The 18650-nt window shown below is 73.2% G+C and carries 15 protein-coding genes and 1 pseudogene; 5 read left to right on the top strand and 11 right to left on the bottom strand.

Features of this window, described 5'->3' with window-relative positions; all coding sequences use genetic code 11:
* Window positions 1-4 precede the first annotated feature (4 nt).
* The 3 genes from AAT21_RS34780 to AAT21_RS29905 form a co-directional block, all read right to left on the bottom strand.
* Window positions 5-1003, bottom strand: a complete 999-nt coding sequence (locus AAT21_RS34780; protein ID WP_052758053.1) for an RNA ligase family protein — start codon at window positions 1001-1003, stop codon at window positions 5-7.
* 62 nt (window positions 1004-1065) lie between these two features.
* A complete protein-coding gene (locus AAT21_RS29910; RefSeq protein WP_235439275.1) occupies window positions 1066-3699 on the bottom strand; it encodes a SpoIIE family protein phosphatase/ATP-binding protein in 2634 nt (877 codons plus the stop codon).
* Between the two features lie 183 nt (window positions 3700-3882).
* A complete protein-coding gene (locus AAT21_RS29905; RefSeq protein WP_079026046.1) occupies window positions 3883-5802 on the bottom strand; it encodes a VanW family protein in 1920 nt (639 codons plus the stop codon).
* 281 nt (window positions 5803-6083) lie between these two features.
* On the opposite strand from AAT21_RS29905, the gene AAT21_RS29900 reads away from it, so the two are divergent.
* A complete protein-coding gene (locus AAT21_RS29900) occupies window positions 6084-6569 on the top strand; it encodes a hypothetical protein (RefSeq protein WP_235439274.1) in 486 nt (161 codons plus the stop codon).
* A gap of 76 nt (window positions 6570-6645) precedes the next feature.
* Here the strand turns inward: AAT21_RS29900 and AAT21_RS29895 are convergent, their stop codons facing one another.
* The 5 genes and pseudogenes from AAT21_RS29895 to AAT21_RS29875 all read right to left on the bottom strand — a co-directional run.
* Complete coding sequence (locus AAT21_RS29895; protein ID WP_046780084.1) at window positions 6646-7125, bottom strand: hypothetical protein; 480 nt, start codon at window positions 7123-7125, stop codon at window positions 6646-6648.
* Between the two features lie 234 nt (window positions 7126-7359).
* The gene (locus AAT21_RS29890) at window positions 7360-8682 is read right to left on the bottom strand and encodes a M1 family metallopeptidase (protein ID WP_046780083.1); all 1323 of its coding nucleotides are present in this window, start codon (window positions 8680-8682) and stop codon (window positions 7360-7362) included.
* Window positions 8683-8777: 95 nt separating this feature from the next.
* Entirely contained in the window at window positions 8778-12761 is a 3984-nt protein-coding gene (locus AAT21_RS29885; RefSeq protein WP_046780082.1) for a Pls/PosA family non-ribosomal peptide synthetase, read from the bottom strand.
* 182 nt (window positions 12762-12943) lie between these two features.
* The gene (locus tag AAT21_RS29880) at window positions 12944-13462 is read right to left on the bottom strand and encodes a DUF6328 family protein (protein WP_046780081.1); all 519 of its coding nucleotides are present in this window, start codon (window positions 13460-13462) and stop codon (window positions 12944-12946) included.
* Window positions 13463-13548: 86 nt separating this feature from the next.
* Window positions 13549-14202, bottom strand: a pseudogene (locus AAT21_RS29875) (HAD family hydrolase); the annotation flags it as partial.
* A gap of 263 nt (window positions 14203-14465) precedes the next feature.
* Between AAT21_RS29875 and AAT21_RS29870 the strand changes: the two are divergent.
* From AAT21_RS29870 to AAT21_RS29855, 4 genes are all read left to right on the top strand, one after another.
* Window positions 14466-15146, top strand: coding sequence for a nucleotidyltransferase family protein (locus AAT21_RS29870; RefSeq protein WP_052758052.1), 681 nt, complete (start codon window positions 14466-14468; stop codon window positions 15144-15146).
* On the top strand, window positions 15143-15397 hold the full coding sequence (locus tag AAT21_RS29865; protein WP_052758051.1) for a hypothetical protein: 255 nt from the start codon (window positions 15143-15145) through the stop codon (window positions 15395-15397). The genes AAT21_RS29870 and AAT21_RS29865 overlap by 4 nt, the downstream gene beginning before the upstream one ends.
* Window positions 15394-16125: a metallophosphoesterase family protein gene (locus AAT21_RS29860; protein WP_046780079.1), complete on the top strand. Its 732-nt coding sequence runs from the start codon at window positions 15394-15396 to the stop codon at window positions 16123-16125. The genes AAT21_RS29865 and AAT21_RS29860 overlap by 4 nt, the downstream gene beginning before the upstream one ends.
* Window positions 16126-16232: 107 nt before the next feature.
* Complete coding sequence (locus AAT21_RS29855; protein WP_046780078.1) at window positions 16233-17138, top strand: SigB/SigF/SigG family RNA polymerase sigma factor; 906 nt, start codon at window positions 16233-16235, stop codon at window positions 17136-17138.
* Between the two features lie 51 nt (window positions 17139-17189).
* Here the strand turns inward: AAT21_RS29855 and AAT21_RS29850 are convergent, their stop codons facing one another.
* The 3 genes from AAT21_RS29850 to AAT21_RS29840 form a co-directional block, all read right to left on the bottom strand.
* Window positions 17190-17636 (bottom strand): ATP-binding protein, encoded by a 447-nt coding sequence (locus AAT21_RS29850; protein ID WP_052758050.1) that lies wholly within the window; start codon window positions 17634-17636, stop codon window positions 17190-17192.
* A gap of 14 nt (window positions 17637-17650) precedes the next feature.
* On the bottom strand, window positions 17651-18019 hold the full coding sequence (locus AAT21_RS29845; RefSeq protein ID WP_046780076.1) for an STAS domain-containing protein: 369 nt from the start codon (window positions 18017-18019) through the stop codon (window positions 17651-17653).
* A gap of 89 nt (window positions 18020-18108) precedes the next feature.
* Window positions 18109-18567, bottom strand: coding sequence for a Fur family transcriptional regulator (locus AAT21_RS29840; RefSeq protein ID WP_046780075.1), 459 nt, complete (start codon window positions 18565-18567; stop codon window positions 18109-18111).
* Between the last annotated feature and the right edge of the window lie 83 nt (window positions 18568-18650).

The raw sequence follows: 18650 nt of genomic DNA, 5'->3' as shown, positions 1-18650 counted from the left end.
GGCCTCAGGAGCGGCGGTCGTCGGCGTCGAAGCGGGCCAGGCCGAGGGCTCCGGCGTGGAGGGAGTTCTCCAGGGCCCGCCGGGTGGCCCCGTCCAGGCCGCCGAGCTCGTGGGCGACCTCCTCGGCGGCGTCCCGCGCGATCTCGGCGGCCACGTCCGCGGGCGCGGTACGGGGGCCCAGCTTGCTGACGGCCGACGCGGCGCGGGCCGGGGTGAGCAGGCCGGTACCGTGGGCGAGCAGCCAGCCGGGGACGCCGGCGGCGCCTTCGGCGGGTACCTGGTAGGGGCGCGCGCCGTCGAACCGTTCGTCCTCGGCGAAGGCGGGCTGCTTGGCCTTGGCCATCGGGCGGGCGGGCCCGCGCGACTCCCCCGCGGGCTTGACGACCACGCCCTCCGCCAGGTTGTCCGGCAGGGCCGGCAGACCGAGCAGGCCCGGCAGCCGGGTCGGGAAGAGCACCGGCAGCTCCTGGAGCCGGGCGAGGGGGCCCTCGGCCAGCAGCGGCACGCAGAGCAGCCCTGCCGACGCCGCCGCGGCGCGCAGGGTGCGGTCGCCGACCCAGTGCGGGCCGTCCTCGCCGGTGACGGTCGCGTCGAAGGGCAGCCAGACCAGATCGGGGGCGTACCAGACGCCGGTCTGCACGGCCGCCGCGCCCGGTACCGCGGGTACGCCGGGGTGGGGGTAGCGGCCGCCGGCCAGTTCGCCGTACAGGGTCACGACCGCCGAGGGCGCGGCGCCCGCCGCCTCCCTCAGGCTCCGCGCGCAGCGGGTCGCCGCGACCGCCAGGGCGGGCCAGATCCGGCCGACGCCGAAGAAGTCGTCGAGTCCGCCGTCGCCGAGCAGCTCGCGCCGCTTGGCGGGGTGCGCACCGGCCGTGTCGCAGACGACGGCGAAGTTGGCGCCGTGGATCTTCTCGTGGGCCACCCACGTCCGGCCGCGGGCCTCTCCCAGCCGCGTGTTCGCGGGGATCTTCGGGTACGGGGACCATTCGGGTTCACGGTGCACCGGGCGATGGTAGCGATCACGCCCGGTGCCGGTCAGTTCCTTTTCCGCCGCGGCGGGCGCCGTCAGAGGGGGTCCACGTCGAGGAAGGCGGAGAGGACGGTCTCGCCGCCGCCCGGGGTGCCCGGCAGAGCCAGTTCCGCCCAGATGACCTTGCCCTCGGGGGTGTAGCGGGTGCCCCAGTGCTCGCTGAGCTGCGCGACCAGGAACAGGCCGCGCCCTCCCTCGTCCGTCGTGGCGGCGTAGCGCAGGTGGGGGGCCGTACTGCTGCCGTCCCAGACCTCGCAGGTCAGGTTGTGGTCGCGGAGCAGCCGTACCCGCACCGGTCCGCTGCCGTGCCGCAGGGCGTTCGTGACCAGCTCGCTGAGGATCAGCTCCGCGGCGAAGCCGAGTTCCGTCAGCTCCCATTCGTCGAGCTTCTTGGCGGCGACGCTGCGCATGGCTCCGACCGCGCTCGGTTCGAAGGCGACGTCCCACTGGGCGACCCGGTCGGGGCCGAGTGTCCTGGTGCGGGCGATGAGCAGGGCCACGTCGTCGGTGGGCCGGGCGGGGAGCAGCATGTCGAGGACGGCCCGGCAGCTGTCGTGGGGGTCCCGGTCGGGGTGGCTGAGCGCCGCCCGGAGCAGTTCCAGCCCCTCGCTGATGTCCCGGGTCCGCTCCTCCACCAGCCCGTCGGTGTAGAGGACCAGCTGGCTGCCCTCGGCCAGCTCCAGTTCCGCGGTCTCGAACGGCATGCCGCCCAGGCCGAGCGGGGGGCCCGCGGGCAGCTCGACGATCTGTGTGGTGCCGTCGGGGCCGACCAGGAGCGGGGGCAGGTGCCCCGCCCTGGCCATGGTGCAGCGCTGGGACACCGGGTCGTAGACGGCGTACAGGCAGGTGGCGCCGAGCACGCCGCCGTCCGCGTCCTCGGCGTCCTGGTTGTGGTCGTGGTCGATGCGCTGTACGAGGTCGTCCAGGCGGGCGAGGATCTCGTCGGGCGGCAGGTCGAGGGAGGAGAAGTTGTGCACCGCGGTGCGCAGCCGGCCCATGGTGGCGGCGGCGTGCAGGCCGTGGCCGACGACGTCGCCGACGACCAGGGCGACCCGGCTGCCGGGCAGCGGGATCACGTCGAACCAGTCGCCGCCGACGCCGGACTGGGCGGGCAGGTAGAAGTGCGCGACGTCCATGGCGCTCTGTTCGGGCAGGGCGCGCGGCAGCAGGCTGCGCTGGAGGGTCACGGCGAGGGCGTGTTCGCGGGTGTAGCGGCGGGCGTTGTCCATGCTGACGGCAGCGCGGGCGACGAGTTCCTCGGCGAGGGACAGCTCGTCCTCGTCGAAGGGCTCGTGTTTCTGCGAGCGCCAGAAGTTGACCACGCCGAGGACGACGCCCCGGGCCATGAGGGGGGCCGCGATGAGCGAGTGGATGCCGTAGTCGACGATGGCGCGGGCCCGGGGCGGGTCCTGGGCCTGCCAGCCGGGGGCCTGGGAGAGGTCGGGGACCAGTTCCGCCCGTCCGGTGCCGTAGCCGCGGGCCTGCGGGGTGGACGGCAGGAAGTCGATCAGCCGGCCGACGGGGTAAAGGGGGTGGTCGGAGCGGATGCCGCTGATGGCGGTGCGCCGCATGTCGGCGCCGGGGGCGGGCTCGTCGCCGTCGATGACCTGGTCGGCGAGGTCGACGGTGACGAAGTCCGCGAAGCGGGGTACGGCGACGGCTGCGAGCTCCTCGGCCGTGCGGACCACGTCGAGGGTGGTGCCGATGTCGCCGCCCGCGTCGTACAGCAGTTTGAGGCGCCTGCGGGCCGTTTCGGCCCGGGTGGTCAGGATCTGCATCTCGGTGGAGTCGCGGATGGTGACCACCGCGCCCTCGGGCCGGCCGCGCGGGTGGGTGGGCCGCTGGTTGACGACGAGCAGCCGGTCGCCGGAGCCGATCACCTCGTCGGTGGCCTCGCGGCCGGAGAGCAGCAGGTCGGCCATCCGGCGCTCCAGGCCGGGCACGTCGCGGATGGGGCGGCCCTCGGCGTTCTCCGGCAGGCCGAGCAGGCGTTTGGCCTCGTCGTTGGCCAGCAGGAGCTGCCCGTCGCCGTCAGTGATCACGACGCCTTCGCGGACGGCGTGGAGCACCGCGTCGTGGTGCTCGTACATGCGGGTCATCTCCTGCGTGCCGAGCCCGTGGGTCTGGCGGCGCAGGCGTCTGCTGATCAGCCAGGTGCCGACGGTGGCCAGGCCCAGGCCCGTGGCGATGGCCAGGAGGATCACCGGGAGCTGGCGGTCGAGGGCGCCGCTGACGTTCTCGACGGTCAGGCCGGCGGACACCAGGGCGACGACCTCGCCGTCGGGGTCCTTGACGGGGACCACCGCCTGGATCTCCTTGCCGAGGGGGCCCTCGACGCTCTCGGTGTGGACCTTGCCCTGCAGGGAGGGCTCGATGGTTCCGACGAACCGTTTCCCGATGCGGTCCGGCTGGGGATGGCTGTAGCGGATGCCGTTGGTGTCCATCACCACGATGAAGTCGACCCCGGCGGCCTTGCGCGTCTGCTCGGCCAGGGGCTGCAGGATCGTGGAGGGGTCGGACGTCTTCAGCGCGGGCTGCAGGCCCAGCTGGTGGGCGAAGGTCTCGGCGACGGCCACCGAGCGGTTGCGCGCCTCGCGGTCGATGTCGTGCCGCGACTGGAGCACCAGGGCCAGCAGGGCCCCGGCGGCGAGCAGGACCACGATCGCCACCTGGAGGACGAATACCTGGCCGGCGACGCTTCTGAATCGTTTGCCTAGAGGTGACCGCACCGACGTGCCCGGCACGGGTGGCGAGGAATGGTCACGAACCCAGTTGTAGCACTTCCGGGCCTCCATGGCTCCCGGCATGCACAATGCGCGCCGGGAGTGTCACACCTCGTCCCGTACTGTCCCTCAGGACGAGCGGGGGACGCCGGCGGTGCCGGCAGCGCCGGCGGGGGCTCCGGCAGGGGCCGGCGCGGCCTGCGCCGTCCGCGCAGTACCGGCGGTCCCGGGGGCCGCCGGACTCGCGGGCACCTCAGGCGCCGCGGGCACCGCAGGGGCCGCAGGGGCCGCAGGGGCCGTCGGAGCCGGACTCGCGCCTGACTCGGGGGTCTCCGGGGTGCAGACGACCTCGTCGCGCGGGGTGTAGTGGGTCTTGAACTCCTCGTTGCGGACTTCCTTGCCGCCCTGGACGAAGACGCGTCCGACCGTCACGTCGAAGCCTTCAAGCGGGGTCTGGACCTCGCAGGCCGGCCCGGTGCCGGTGCGCTTCGCGGGCGGCGTGACGTTGGTGCGCGGCCCCTTGGTGGCGCGTATCTCGTCGTACTTCCTGGTGCCGAGGAGGGTGATGGTCAGCGAGGTGTCGGTGGATTCGGCCTGTACGTAGACGGCGTGGCCGGAGTCGTTGATCCAGCGCAGGTCGAGGGTGCCCCAGGCGACGGTGGCCTCGCGGCCCTCGGGGTAGCGCTCGATGTAGAAGGAGTGGGCACCGTGCTCGACCGGCTTGAGGCCGGCGAAGAAGACCGCGTTGTACATGGTCGTGGCGACCGCGGAGACGCCGCCGCCGGGCGACTTCACGTACTGGCCGTCATTGATCATGATGCCGTCGACGAAACCGTTCTCCTTGGTGCGCTCACCGACCGTGCGGTTGAAGCTCCACTCCCGTCCCGGCTGGACCACGGAGCCGTTGATCAGCTCCACCGCGCGGCTGATGTTGGTGCTGCGGTACGGGGCGGCCGGGAACTCGACGGTGAAGGAGGAGATCTTCTCCTTGATGCCGATCCGTCGCGCCTCCTCGCTCGTGAGCTCCGGCTGGACGGCCACGGTGGCGACCTCGCCGCTGCGGGCGGCGCCCGTGCGGGTCAGCAGCGGCAGCACGGCCTTGCCGAGCGCCTCCTCGGTCACCTTGCGTCCCGCACGGCTCTGCTGGGCCATGACCACGGTACCGTCGGGGCCGACGCGGGGGGCGGCGTCGAGCGCGGGACGGCTGACCTCCTCGATGGGACGGGCCACGGCAGGCTCGGCCAGCAGGCCCTTGGAGTCGAGGGCGGGTACGAGACGGCCCTGGGCGTCGGGCCGCATCTTCAGGTGCTCGCCCAGCACGGCGGGGGTGATCGACACGCTCTTCCCGGCGACGGTGAGCGCGACCGGCCCCGACATGGCGGGCTGGGCGAACTGCTTCAGGGCCCGTCCGGTCTCCTCGGCGCCGACGGCCGGCTCGGTGCGCTCGACGGGCAGCACGACCGGGGTGGTGTCCGTGCGCAGGTAGGCGTCACGGAGCGTGTCGAGGGTGCGGTCCTGGAGGAGGGTGACGCCCGTGAGAGGGGCGACGGCCCTGGCAGCGCCCTTCTCGAAGGCGATGGCGCCGTCGCGGGGTGCGCGGGCGGTGGTCCCGGCGATGCGGTCGACCGCGGCCCGGCCCTTCCGCTCGTCGGCACGGATCACGGGTTCGAGGTCGCGCCGGCCGGACGCGAAGAGGCCGCCGATGACGGTGACGGGGTTGTAGCCCTTGCGCACGGCGCGGTCGACGGTCGCGGCGGTGTCGAGCGAGAGGCCGAGCGTCGCGGGATCGGCCTTCTCGACGTGGTCACCGATTTTCATGGCGACGGGTGCGGCGGCGCTGGGGCCGAGCTCCCGGTCCAGTACACGCCGGGCCTGCGCGGCGGGCAGTCCGCCGATGTCCACGCCGCGCACGCGCGTGCCCTGGTCGACGTCGCCGCCGGCCACGAGTCCGGTGACGTAGAGGCCGCCCAGACCGAGGACGACGGCTCCGCCCGCCACCATCGGCAGGGCCATCCGCCGGTTGCCCGTCCAGCCGCGCACGCGTCCCATGTCACTCCCAGTGGCGCCGACCGTCCCCGGACGGCGCGGGCCGCTCACGCGGCGCATAGACGACAGATCCGGCATTCATGATTCCCCCAAAAGGGGCAATTGAGGGATGAATGTAACGGTTCTCACGCCCTGGGATCTGCCCGCGCGTGAGTGGCGGCCGTCCTCCGGCACCCGGCCTCACGGGTGTCCGCCGCGCCCGTGACCGGCGGCTCGTCAAGATCGACACCATGGCAGACTGGCCGTCCGCACAGGCGCGGCAAACCCGGACGGAGGACACCATCGTGCGACGGCGACGAGGGCACGCAGCCCTGGCCTCCCTGGTATCGGCGGTACTGCTGACGGTGGCGGCCACCGGCTGCGGCACCGCGCTGCAGGACCTCGGCCCGCTGCCCCCGCGCCACTCGGGTCCCGCCCTGTCCGCCGACGCGGTGGTGTCGGAGATGACGTCGGTCCTGGCCGCGGAGGGCATCACGGTGGCCAGGCAGCCCTCGGACGGCCTGGGCCGGTGCACCGAACGGCTGATGGGCCGGCACGCCCCCGAGACGGCGGGCTCCGCCCTCGAGGCGGCCTTCGCACGCGCCCGCTCCGAGCACGGCTGGCAGGCCGGCCCCGACCTGGGCGGCGGAACGCTGACGCTTACGAAGGGCAACTGGACCGTGCTGACGAGCCGCCCGTCCCCGGAGGCCGCGCAGGGCATCCAGGCGCCGGTGGTGATGTCCCTGACCTGCCTGGACCCGGGCAGTTCCACCGCACCGGACTCCCCCTGAACCCCGTACCGCCGAGCCTGCCGGAACGCGTGTCGCACTCCGGCAGGCAGCGGGGACGGAGGGGCGGGACGAGAGGTCAGAAGGCCCGCAGGAGGTACTTGGTGCGGAAGCCGCCGCTGGTCGAGCAGTCGAGCGTGCTCTGCGTACTGGTGTAGGTGAAGCCGGAGGGGACGGTGCACGCCCACAGACCGGTCTTGGGGGTGCGCAGCAGGTACTTGGTGCGGAAGCCGCCACCGGTGGAACAGTCGAGCGTGTTCTGGGTGGAGGAATAGGTGAACCCGTCGGCCGTGGTGCAGGCCCACAGGCCGTCGGAAGGCGGCTGGACGAAGTAGTAGGTGCGGAAGCCGCTGCCCCCGCAGTTGAGGGTGTTCTGGGTGGAGGTGAAGGTGTAGCCGGGCGGGACGGTGCAGGACCAGAAGCCGGCAGCTGCGCCCGCCGTGCCCCGGGCCTCGGGAGCGGGTGAGGCGGACGCGGTGGCGGGGACGAGGGCGGTGGCCAGCATGACGGCCGCACTGCCGCCACCGAGCAGCAGCGTACGCAGTTTCGATCGGATCACGGGATGCACTCCTGGCTCGTTGTTCACCGGACGGAACCATGCGGTCGGAGGTGCCGGGATCTGCTCCCTTCCGGGACCTCCGCGGGGCGCGCGCTGGAATGCTGGCAGCCGCATAGTCCCCCGGCAAGAGCGACCCCGGCCCTCCCCGCCCACTTCCGGCCGCTCCGGGCAACGCTCCGACCTGCGCGATCACCAAGGAGCGGTGGACCGGCAGGAGCGCAACCCGGCCGGAAACTACACGGGCAGGGGCGGCAGGGGGGTCTCGTACAGCCAGGCCGAATACAGCTCGTCCAGCGGATCGGCCGTGTAGCGGGCGGCATGGGCGGTGAACGCCGCGGTGCTGACGACTCCGTGGCGGTAGACGGTGGCCCAGTCGCGCAGCATGCGGAAGAAGTCCTCCTCCCCCAGCGCGCGGCGCAGCGCGTGCACGGCGAGGCCCCCGCGCTGGTAGAGACGGTCGTCGAACATCAGTTTCCGGCCGGGGTCGACCAGCCGCAGGTCCTGCGGACGGGCGGTCAGCGACCGGTGCGCGGCGGCCGCCTGCTCATGGGCGGTGCGGCCGCCGGAACGCTCCGACCAGAGCCATTCGGCGTACTTCGCGAAGCCCTCGTTGAGCCAGATGTGGCGCCAGTCGGCGATGGTCACGCTGTTGCCGAACCACTGGTGCGCGAGCTCGTGGGCGATGAGGCGCTCCGACCCGCGGACGCCGTCGACGTGGTTGGCCCCGAAGAGGGAGAGGCCCTGGGCCTCCACCGGCACGTCGAGTTCCTCGTCGGCGACGACCACCGCGTACTCGCCGAAGGGATAGGGGCCGAAGAGCTCCTCGAAGAGCTGCATCATGGCGGGCTGCCGGGCGAAGTCCCGGGCGAAGCGCGACAGCAGGTGGGCGGGCACGTGGGCGCTCTGCGTGACGCCGCCGAGCCCGGGGTCGCCCAGCAGCACGGTCTGGTACATGCCGATGGACAGGCCGACCAGATAGCTGGAGGTCGGCGCGGGCTGCTCGTAGACCCAGGTGGTGGTGCTGGCCCTGGTGGTCCTGGTGAGCAGCCGGCCGCCGGCCACGACCGTGTAGGCGGACGGCGTGTTGACGGAGATCTGGTACGAGGCCTTGTCAGCGGGGCGGTCGTTGCACGGGTACCAGGAGGGGGCGCCGACCGGCTGGCTGGCCACGAGCGCGCCGTCGGTCAGTTCCTCCCAGCCGAGGCCGCCCCAGGGGCTGCGCACCGGCTTGGGGTTGCCCGACCAGGTCACGTCGACGGTGAAGGCGGCCCCGGCCGGCAGCGGCTTCGCCGGCCGGATGCGCAGCCTGCCGCCGCGGTGGGTGTACTGCGGGGCCCGCCCGTTGACCAGGACACGGCCCAGCTTGAAATCGGCCAGGTTCAGGTGGAACTCGGTCAGCGGCGCCCGGCCGGCGATGGCGCTGAGACGGCCGGTCCCGGCCAGCCGGTTGGGGCCGGGACGGTAGTCCAGGGCGATCTCGTACCGGTGCACCCGGTAACGGGCGTCGCCGTTGGCCGGAAAGTACGAGTCCGACACCGCTGTGGTCTGGCCGCTCACTGCCGCTTCCGCTCCCTGCGCCGTGCTCGTACGACGTGCTGGTGTGCTCCTGCCGTGCCCGCTGCCGCTGCCGTCCCGGCCGGCGCCACCGCCCCTCAGGACCGCCACGCCTCGATCGGGTTGCCCAGCCAGCGGGTGTCGGCGGGGACGGACTCCCCGGCCATCACGAGGGAGGCGGGGCCCAGGGTGCTGCGCGCCCCGACCGTGCTTCCGGGCAGGACGATTCCGCCGGGGCCCAGGGTGGCGCCCTCACGGAGGATCACAGTATCCGTCCTCAAGATCCGGTCGTGGAAGAGGTGTGTCTGCACCACACAGCCGCGGTTCACGCTGACGCCGTCGCCCAGCGTGACCAGGTCGGTCTCCGGCAGCCAGTAGCTCTCGCACCACACGCCGCGGCCGATGCGGGCGCCGAGCCCGCGCAGCCACAGGGTCATCAACGGTGTTCCGGGTACGGATCCGGCCGGCCAGGGCACGGCCAGGACCTCGACGAAGGTGTCGGCGAGTTCGTTGCGCCATACGATGCCGCTCCACAGCGGGTGCTCGCCGGGCCGGTGCCGGCCCACCAGGACCCACTTCGCGGTGACCGCTGCGCAGCAGGCGACCGTACCGGCGGCCAGCAGGACGGCCCCGGACAGCAGCGCGGCGCCCCAGACGCCCAGGCCGCTCCACGCGGTCAGCGCGCACAGGGCCGCCACGGTCAGCACGGCCAGGGCCGCCGAGCAGAAGACGGGGACGAGCCGGCACAGCTCCACCAGGGCGCGCGCCCACAGCAGGCGGGCGGGCGGATCGTAGGTCCGGCTCCGGTCGGCGTCGGCGCTGGACCGGGGCAGTTTGACCGGTGGCAGGCCCAGGTACGAGCTGCCCTTCTTGGCCTTCTTCGGCGCGGCCGACAGGACGCCGACCAGCCCGTCGTCGGGCACGGTGCGGCCGGGTGCGGCCATGCCGGAGTTGCCGAGGAAGGCCCGGCGGCCGATCGCGGAGCGTCCGATGCGCACCCAGCCGCCGCCGAGTTCGAAGGGGGCGGTGAGGGTGTCGTCGGCGAGGAAGGCGCCTTCGCCCACGGTGGTGAGGCTCGGCAGCGCCAGTACGGTGGACACCTCGGCCCCGCGGCCGATCTTCATGCCGAGCAGCCGCAGCCAGACCGGGGTGATCAGGCCGGCGTAGAGCGGGAAGAGGGTCTCCCGGGCCCGGTCCATCAGCTGGGTGACCGTCCAGGCCTGCCAGCCGATGCGGCTGTGGGTCGGATGGGTGCCGGCCCGCAGGCCGAGGCTCAGCAGGCGTACGGCGACCAGCAGGAGCAGCGCGTAGGCGAGGCCGAAGGCGAGGGCCGCGGGCACCACTGCCACCAGTGCTCCGCGCAGGGCCCCGGCGAGCCCGGCGTCCGCGGGGACGAACCGGCTCAGGACGAGCAGGGCGGGCACGGTGGCGAGGACGGGCAGCACCGTGAGGCCGAAGCCGGTGGCGCCGTACATGGCCCGCCAGTGGACCGCGCGCGGCGGGCGTTCCTCGGGCCAGTTCCGCTTGGCCCTGCCGAGTTTGACGGCGGGGGCGCCGGCCCAGCGCTGGCCGGTCGGGACGGTGCCGACCACGGCGGAACCGGGGGCGACCTCGGCCCGCTTGCCGATCCGTGCGCCGGGGAAGAGCATGCTGCGGGTGCCGACGACCGCTCCCGCGCCGATCCTGACGGGGCCGATCTCCAGCTGGTCCCCGTCCAGCCAGTGCCCGGACAGGTCGACCTCGGACTCGACGGCGCAGCCGCGGCCGAGCTTGAGCATGCCGGTGACGGGGGGCAGGGCGTGCAGGTCGACCTCGGGGCCGACCTTGGCGCCGAGGGCCCGGGCGTAGCGTTCGAGCCAGGAGCCGGTCAGGGAGGTCGCGCCCGCGTATTCGGCCAGCCGCTCGGCGGTCCAGAGCCTGAGGTGGACGCTGCCGCCCCGCGGGTGCCGTCCGGGTTTCACCCCGCGCAGAAGCAGGCGGGCGCCGCCGGCGGCGACGGCCAGGCGCCCCGGGGGGCTGAAGAGCAGGACGGCGCCGGCGGCGACGAGCCACCAGGAGGCGGTTGGCGCCCACGGGTAGGGCCCGAACCGGTGCAGGACGTTGCCCAGTGCCAGGAGGGCGACCGTCCAGCGCAGGCCGAGCACGGTGAGCAGCGGGAGCAGCAGGAGCGTCTGGAGGACCTGGGAGCGCAGCGGAACGGGCGCCACGGGGCGGGCCGCGCCGCTGTCCGGGGCGGACTTCTCCAGGCGGCGGGCCAGCTTGCGCAGGGTGGGCTGCTGGTAGATGTCGAGGACGGCGGCGCTCGGGTAGCGGGTGCGCAGCCGGGTGGTGAGCTGCGCGGCGGCGATGCTGTTGCCGCCGATCGCGAAGAAGTCGTCGGAGGCGCTGGTGACGGCCGCGCCCAGGGTTTCGCGCCACTGCTCGGCGAGCCACGCCTCGGTGCCGTGGAGTTCTTCGGCGGAGCCGGCGGTCTCCAGTTCGGGCAGCGGCCAGGGCAGGGCGTCGCGGTCCACCTTGCCGGAGGTACGGGTGGGCAGCTCGGCGACGGGTGCGAGGAGCGGTACGAGGGCGGCGGGCAGCTCGGCGCGCAGGCGTTCGACGGCCGCCGCGCGGTCCCAGCCGTCCTGGGTGACCAGGTAACCGACGAGCAGCTGGTTGCCACTGCGCGCGGTGCGGACGGCGGCGGCGGCGCCCGCCACGTGGGGCAGGGCCTGGAGGGCGGCGTCGACCTCGCCGAGTTCGATGCGGCGGCCGCCGAGTTTGATCTGCTCGTCGGCGCGGCCGAGGAAGACGAGCCCTTCCGGTTCCGCGCGGACGAGGTCGCCGCTGCGGTAGGCGCGCTGCCAGCCGAGGGCTGGGAGGGGGGCGTACTTCTCGGCGTCCTTGGCGGGGTCGAGGTAGCGGGCGAGGCCGACGCCGCCGATGACGAGTTCGCCGCTGCCGCCCATCGGGACCGGGTCCCCGGACCCGTCGACGACAGCGAGTTCCCAGCCGTTCAGCGGGAGGCCGATGCGGATGGGTTCCTTGCCGGTCAGGAGTGCGGCGCAGGCGACGACGGTGGCTTCGGTAGGGCCGTAGGTGTTCCAGACCTCGCGGCCCTCGGTGACCAGGCGCTGGGTCAGTTCGGGCGGGCAGGCCTCGCCGCCGAAGATGAGCAGCCGGACCTCCCCGAGGGCCTCGGGTTCCCAGAGTGCGGCCAGGGTCGGGACCGTGGAGACCACGGTGATCTCCTGTTCCACCAGCCAGGGGCCGAGGTCGGCGCCGCTGCGGACCTGGCTGCGCGGGACGGGCACGAGGCAGGCTCCGTACCGCCAGGCCAGCCACATCTCCTCGCAGGAGGCGTCGAAGGCGACGGACAGGCCGGCCATGACCCGGTCGCCGGGCCCGATCGGCTCCTCGGCGAGGAAGAGCGCGGCCTCGGCGTCGACGAAGGCGGCGGCGCTGCGGTGGGTGACGGCGACGCCCTTGGGCCTGCCCGTGGAGCCGGAGGTGAAGATGATCCACGCGTCGTCCTCGGGGCCGGGGCGCGCGGAGCGGTCACCGCCGCCGCGGCCGGGCGTGCCGGTACGGGCGAGGGCGTCGAGGGCGGTGACCGGGTCGGGGTCGACGGTGTCGATGCGCAGGCCGGCGCCCACGACCGCCCGTACTCCGGCCTCACCGAAGACCAGGTCGGCCCGTTCGTCGGGGTCCTCCGCGTCGACGGGTACGTAGGCGGCGCCGGCCGCGAGGACGGCCAGGATCGCCACGTACAGCTCGTTGGTGCCGGACGGGACGCGTACGCCGACGCGGTCGCCGGCCGCGACCCCGGCGGCGGCGAGGGCGCGGCGGCCGCGGTCGGCCGCGGCGGCCAGGGCCCGGTAGGTGAGGCGGGTGGTGCCGTCGTCGAGGGCCGGTTCGTCGGGGTACGCCCGTACGGAGGCCTTGAGGATGTCGAGGAGGGTGCGGGGCGGGGCGGCGGGTCCGGCGCGGAAGCGGGCCGGTTTGCCGGGCTCCTCGTGGGTCCCCGTTTCTCCGTCCGGGGCGTCGTGCGTGCCGCGGTCGTCGAGGAGAGCGAGTTCGGTGCGATCGGGTGTGGCTGGCATCGGCCCTCGCGTGTCGTTCCGGCAATTGGTCCGGTTCATCGGCGGAGACCGGATTTACCCTGTTTGTCCCGGTCTGTAGCCGAACAACCCACCAGCCTAGTGCGCAGTCAAGAATTTTCCCGTCGAAGCTTCGGGTGTGGCCGATTGCCGCCGTCAGGTCGGCCGTACGGGACCGGAAGCCTTCACTTCTCGACCGTGTAGCGGACCCGCGCCCACAGTGGCAGGGCGAACCAGCACAGGAGATACCAGGCCACCACGCCGGCCACCAGCCACGGCACGACGGCGTCGTGGGTGGCCACCCGCAGGACGAGGAAGAGCGCCGCGGTGCAGGTGGCGAGCAGCAGGACGAGGCCGACGAAGGTGAGCCGGGAGGCCCAGGCCACGGCCTCGGGCTTGATCTGTCGTCCCGAGACGACGCGGTGGAAGGCGACGGGACCGATCAGGGCACCGGTCGCCAGGGAACCGAGAACGATGGTGACGATGTAGATCGTCTTGTCGGTCTGGGGAAGGTCGTGGAAGAGCGGGGTGAAGACCACGGTCAGCAGGAAACCGAAGAGGATCTGTACGCCCGTCTGGGCGACGCGGATCTCCTGGATCAGCTCCTGCCACTGCCGGTCGGCGCGTTCCTTCTCGGTCTCGTCCCGTGCGTCGTACCGCTCGTCGTCCCCTGTGTCGTTCCGCTCGGCGGTGGCGTCGGACATGCCGTCTCCCTGGGTTCGTGTGCGGCGGGCCGGGCGGCCCCTGACGCACGTGCCCGATTACTGCGTGCGAAGTCCCCGGCCGGGTCGGCGAAGGGACTGTCGTCCAGACCGGCCAGCAGGTCGGCCGGGTGCCGGTAGACGACGCGGGCTCCCGCGTCCTCCAGGTCCCGCCGGGGGATCCCGCCGCTGAGCAGTCCGACGCAGACGACACCAGCCCTCGTGGCGGCCGTCATGTCCCACACGGTGTCGCCGACGAAGACGGAGTCGCGCGCGGCCGCGCCGGCCAGTTCCAGGGCGTGGTGCACGGGGTCCGGAGCCGGTTTGCCCGCGCTGGTGTCGTCGGCGCTCGCGGTCGCGGTGATCGCGTCGTCGGCGCCGATGGCCCCCCGCAGGGCGGTGAGCTCGGCGTCGCTCGCGGACGTCACCAGGACGACCCGCCAGCCCCTGTGGTCGAGCTCGCGCAGCAGCTCGGCGGCGCGGTCGAGAGCGGGCAGCCGGTCGAAGTAGGTGGCGTACAGCGTGTCGTGCGCCGTCGTTAGCCGTTCGTCCCCGCCCGTGTCGCGGCCCTCCCCGAGAAGGTGGCCGAGGAGGTCCTCGCCCGGCAGCCCGATGGCGCGGTGGATGTCGTGCATCGCCACGGCGTGGCCTGCCTGCCGCAGCGCCTCCCACCAGCACGTGACGTGCAGGTGGTTGGTGTCGGCGAGGGTTCCGTCGACGTCGAACAGAGCGGCGCGGTTCATCCTTTCGCCTCCATGCTGTCGGTGGCCGGGAGCCCCGGAACGCCCGGCGGCCCCCGCTTCGTACGGCGCCTACCCGGTGCGTCCCCGCCCACGCGTCCCGCCCGACCGTCCGCTCGACCGCCCGCTGCTCGACCGCCCGCTGCTCGACCGCCCGCCGGCCGGGGCCCGCCGCGCGGGTTTCGGCGGCGCCGGACGGGTTAGGCGCCTGCCGTCCGGGCAGGGATGCGTCCCGGATGTGCAGGACCGAACGAGGGAGGACCTCCGTGAAGAAGCCTCCTGCCGATGCTGCCGACGGAGCCGGTGGGGCCGACGGGGCCGGCGGGGCCCCTCCACCGGAGACCCTGAGCCCGCCCACCATGACCGACGGACAGCTCCCCAAGGACCACACCCAGGCGATCCTGGAGGTCACCAAACGCGTGGCCGCGCTGCTGAAGCAGTCCGGGCAGCCCTTCGCGCTCGCCGGCAGCGTGGCCGCCTTCGCCCACGGTGTCCCGGCCCGGTTCCAGCACGACACGGATTTCTGCATGCGGCGCGAGGACGCCGACGCGGCGATCAAGGCCTTGGAGGACGGCGGCATCGAGATGCGCCGGGCCGCCGAGGACTGGCTGGTCAAAGGCCGCACGGGCGGGGAGGAGATCGACCTGATCTTCGAGCTGGCCCGCCGGCCGGTCGATACGGAGCTGCTGGAACGGGCCAGCGTGAAGTCGGTGGACTCGGTCTGGATGCCGGTCCTCTCCCCCACCGACCTGATGGACAGCCTGCTCGCGGCCCTCTCCGAGCACTACTGCGACTTCGGCGACCTGCTGCCCATGGCCCGGATGCTGCGCGAGCAGATCGACTGGGCTCGGCTGGACCACGTACACCGGGACGAGCCGCTGCCGGACTCCTTCCTGTACCTGCTCGACCGGCTCCGCGTCATCGACCGGGGAAAGGGGACCTCATGATGTCCGTGGAGAACCTCGACTACCGCGTGGAACACCTGCGCGACCGCCTGGCGCGCGAGGACATCGCCGAACTCGGTGTGCGTGTGGAGGCGCGCGGCGCGTGGGTGATGGTCTGGGGCACCCTGGCCGACGCCGGTTCCCGGGCGGCCGTGCTGCGGATCGTCGCCGACGAGCTGGAGGGCGTGCCCTGGCACGAGGACCTGACCGTGCACCGGGTCGGCCCGCCCGGGGCGGCGGAGGTGCTGTCGTGATCCGCGTCGCGGCCGTCGGGGACATCCACCTCGGCCCGGGCAGCGCGGGCGTCCTGCGGCCCGCCTTCGACACGCTCGGCGACTGCGCGGACCTGCTGCTGCTGGCCGGGGACCTCACCCGGCACGGCACCCGCGAGGAGGCCCGCGTGGTCGCGGAGGAGGTCGCCGGACTGCCCGTACCGGTCGTCGCCGTCCTCGGCAATCACGACTACCAGAGCGATCAGCCGGACCTCGTGGCGCGCGAGCTGGCCGCGGAGGGCGTCCATGTCCTCGAGGGCGACGGCGTCACCTTCGACGTCCGGGGCGTCACCGTCGGCATCGCCGGCACCAAGGGCTTCGGCGGGGGTTTCGCGGGCCGCAGCGCCACGGAGTTCGGGGAACCGGAGATGAAGGCCTTCATCCGGTACTCCCGGGCCTGCGCGGACGGGCTCGGCCGCTCCCTGCGGGAGCTGCGCACCCGGGGCTGCGGGCTGCGGGTGGCCCTCACCCACTTCTCGCCCGTCCCCGACACCCTGGCGGGGGAACCGCCCGAGATCTACCCGTTCCTCGGCAGCTATCTGCTGGCCGAGGCCATCGACGAGGCCGGTGCGGACCTCGCGGTCCACGGGCACGCGCACCTGGGCACCGAGCACGGGATGACCGGCGGCGGGGTGCGCGTGCGCAACGTCGCCATGCCCGTCATCGACCGCGCCTTCGCCGTGTACCACCTCTCCCCGCCGACGGACTGAGACCTCCGGAAGGGTCAGCGCGCCCCGATCGGGTATATAACCCGACGGGAAACCCACGACGGCCCCGCTGCGCTCCGCGCGGCTCCCCGACCCGTCGGAGGACACTGATGACCCCCCTGCCCAGCGACACCGCGGACCCTGTCCATACCGGATCCCCGGTGGACACCATCGAGATTCCGGAGAACCCCCTCGCCGTCAGCACGGACGACGCCCGGAGCCTGTCCGTGGCGCTCTTCCACCGGCTGCGCGCCCTGGCCGAGGGCACGCCGGAGTACTCCTATGTGCGCAACACCCTGGTCGAGCTGAACCTCAGCCTGGTGAAGTACGCGGCCCGGCGCTTCCGCAACCGCAGCGAACCCTTCGAGGACATCGTCCAGGTCGGCACGATCGGCCTGATCAAGGCCATCAACCGGTACGACGTCGAGCGCGGGGTCGAGTTCGCCACGTTCGCCGTGCCGACCATCACGGGCGAGATGAAGCGCTTCTTCCGGGACACGAGCTGGTCCGTGAAGGTGCCCCGGCGCCTCCAGGAACTCCGGCTGGACATGGCGAAGTCCTGCGACGCGATGGAACAGGACCTGGGCCGCCGGCCGACCGACCACGAACTCGCCGAACGCCTCGGCGTCAGCGACGACGCGCTGGCCGAGGGCCGACAGGCCGCCAACTGCTACGTCGCCGAATCCCTCAGCACCTCCGTCGGCCAGGACTCCGACGGCGGGGCCCTGCCCCGTTCGCTGGGCACGGAGGAGGAGGCGTACGAGCTCATCGAGGACCTGGAGACCCTGAAGCCGCTCCTCACCGCTCTCGGCGAGCGCGACCGGCTGGTCCTGCAGCTGCGCTTCGGCGAAGAGCTCACCCAGTCGCAGATCGGCGAGCGCCTCGGCATCTCGCAGATGCACGTGTCCAGGCTGCTGAGCCGGATCATGGCCAGGCTGCGCGCCGGGATGCTGGAGGACCCCGGCGGCGGCGAGGAGCAGGAGGGTGCAGCGCAGGAGGACGTCTCCACGCCCTGATGGGCGCCGAACCGGCCTGCGCCGAACCACCGGCCTGCGAGGACACAGGTTCTATGAAGAGACGGGCTGCGGTCCCCGGGCGTCCGGGGACCGCAGCGGCGAGTCGATCTCCGCCCACACGCACTTGCCGTCCGCGAGGGGCAGCGTGCCCCACCGCCGGGCGATCCGTTCCACGATGAGCAGCCCGTATCCGCCCGGCCGGGCCGGATCGGGCCGGGAGCGCGGGGTGGGGGCGACGGGGTTGTCGTCGGTGACCTCGACGCGCAGCAGTTCGTCCGTGCACTCCAGCAGGAGCGTGCGGGGGCCGCCCGCGTGCAGGCAGGCGTTGGCGACGACCTCGGACACCAGCAGCAGGACGTCCTCCGAGTCGTCGCGGTTGTCCGGCATCCACCGCCAGTCGACAAGGGCCTCACGGGTGAAGTCACGGCAGCGGGTGACGGCGTCCGTCATGCCCGTCAGCAGGAGACTCCGGCTCCGATCGGTGGACCGCGGCTCCATGGCGCGCTCCTCCCTCACCCGTGGCGCGGCTCGGCCAGCGCGTGCGCCACATCGGGGTGTACGGGGAAGATCCCGTCCGCACCGGTGATACGGAACATGCGGGCGACGGGTGGGCGCAGCCCGGCCAAGGAGATGCTGCCGCCTTCCTCCCGGAGGGAGAGCCTGCTGTGCAGGAGGACGTTCAGTCCCGTGGAGTCGCAGAACCGGAGCTGAGAGAAGTCCACCAGCAGCCTGCGCGCGCCGCCGTCGACGGCGGCGGCGAGGGCGGCGCGCAAGGGTTCGGCCGTGTCGTGGTCCAGCTCTCCGGTGAGTGCGAAGACCATCACGTCGCCCTCGGACCGCACGTCCACGGCGAATCTGTCACCGTCCTCCGGCGGGGCCATAGGGAACCACCTCTTCCCACGTGCGCGGGTTCGAGTGCCATCGTCCTGCCGGCCACCGCTCGCCGCGACCGGCTGGTTCTGCTCGGCGCCTACCCCACGGTGCCGGGGTCAATCGAGGGGGTGGGAGGGAGCACGGCCCGGGCGCAGGCCGGGCATAGGCCACGGTAGGTGATCTCGACCTCGGACACGGCGAAGCCGAAGCGCTGCGCCGCGGGCAGCACCGCCAGTGGGTCGCCGTCCGGGTGGACGTCGCGGATGAGGCCGCATCCGGAGCACACCAGGTGCTGGTGCGGGCGGTGCGCGTTGGGGTCGTAGCGCTTGGCGCGGCCGTCGGTGGTGACCTCGACGACCTCCCCGAGGGCCACCAGCTCGCCCAGGGCGTTGTAGACGGTGGCCCGGGAGATCTCCGGCAGCCGCAGGGTCGCGCGGGCGTGCACCTCGTCGGCCGTCAGGTGCACGTGCTCCCCGTCGAGGACCTCCGCGACGACCCGCCGCTGGGACGTCAGCCGCCAGCCGCGCCCCCGCAGCCGTTCCAGCAGGTCACTCATCTCGGCTCCCCCCTCGGGTTCGTCGGGCGCCCGCGTGCGCCCGGTCGGCTTCCGGAATCCGATCGGATATGGGCTTGGTACTC

Source organism: Streptomyces yangpuensis, from assembly GCF_001005295.1.
GTDB classification, from domain to species: domain Bacteria; phylum Actinomycetota; class Actinomycetes; order Streptomycetales; family Streptomycetaceae; genus Streptomyces; species Streptomyces yangpuensis.
The sequence above is the reverse complement of the archived record's forward strand: the minus strand, read 5'-3'. Positions and strand labels throughout refer to the sequence as shown.

What these genes read in the sequence shown, in the direction of transcription:
- AAT21_RS29880 (WP_046780081.1), bottom strand. Translation starts at nt 13,462, where the DNA reads ATGTCCGACGCCACCGCCGAGCGGAACGACACAGGGGACGACGAGCGG.
- AAT21_RS29850 (WP_052758050.1), bottom strand. Translation starts at nt 17,636, where the DNA reads ATGGAGCCGCGGTCCACCGATCGGAGCCGGAGTCTCCTGCTGACGGGC.
- AAT21_RS29885 (WP_046780082.1), bottom strand. Translation starts at nt 12,761, where the DNA reads ATGCCAGCCACACCCGATCGCACCGAACTCGCTCTCCTCGACGACCGC.
- AAT21_RS29865 (WP_052758051.1), top strand. Translation starts at nt 15,143, where the DNA reads ATGATGTCCGTGGAGAACCTCGACTACCGCGTGGAACACCTGCGCGAC.
- AAT21_RS29855 (WP_046780078.1), top strand. Translation starts at nt 16,233, where the DNA reads ATGACCCCCCTGCCCAGCGACACCGCGGACCCTGTCCATACCGGATCC.
- AAT21_RS29905 (WP_079026046.1), bottom strand. Translation starts at nt 5,802, where the DNA reads ATGGGACGCGTGCGCGGCTGGACGGGCAACCGGCGGATGGCCCTGCCG.
- AAT21_RS29845 (WP_046780076.1), bottom strand. Translation starts at nt 18,019, where the DNA reads ATGGCCCCGCCGGAGGACGGTGACAGATTCGCCGTGGACGTGCGGTCC.
- AAT21_RS29840 (WP_046780075.1), bottom strand. Translation starts at nt 18,567, where the DNA reads ATGAGTGACCTGCTGGAACGGCTGCGGGGGCGCGGCTGGCGGCTGACG.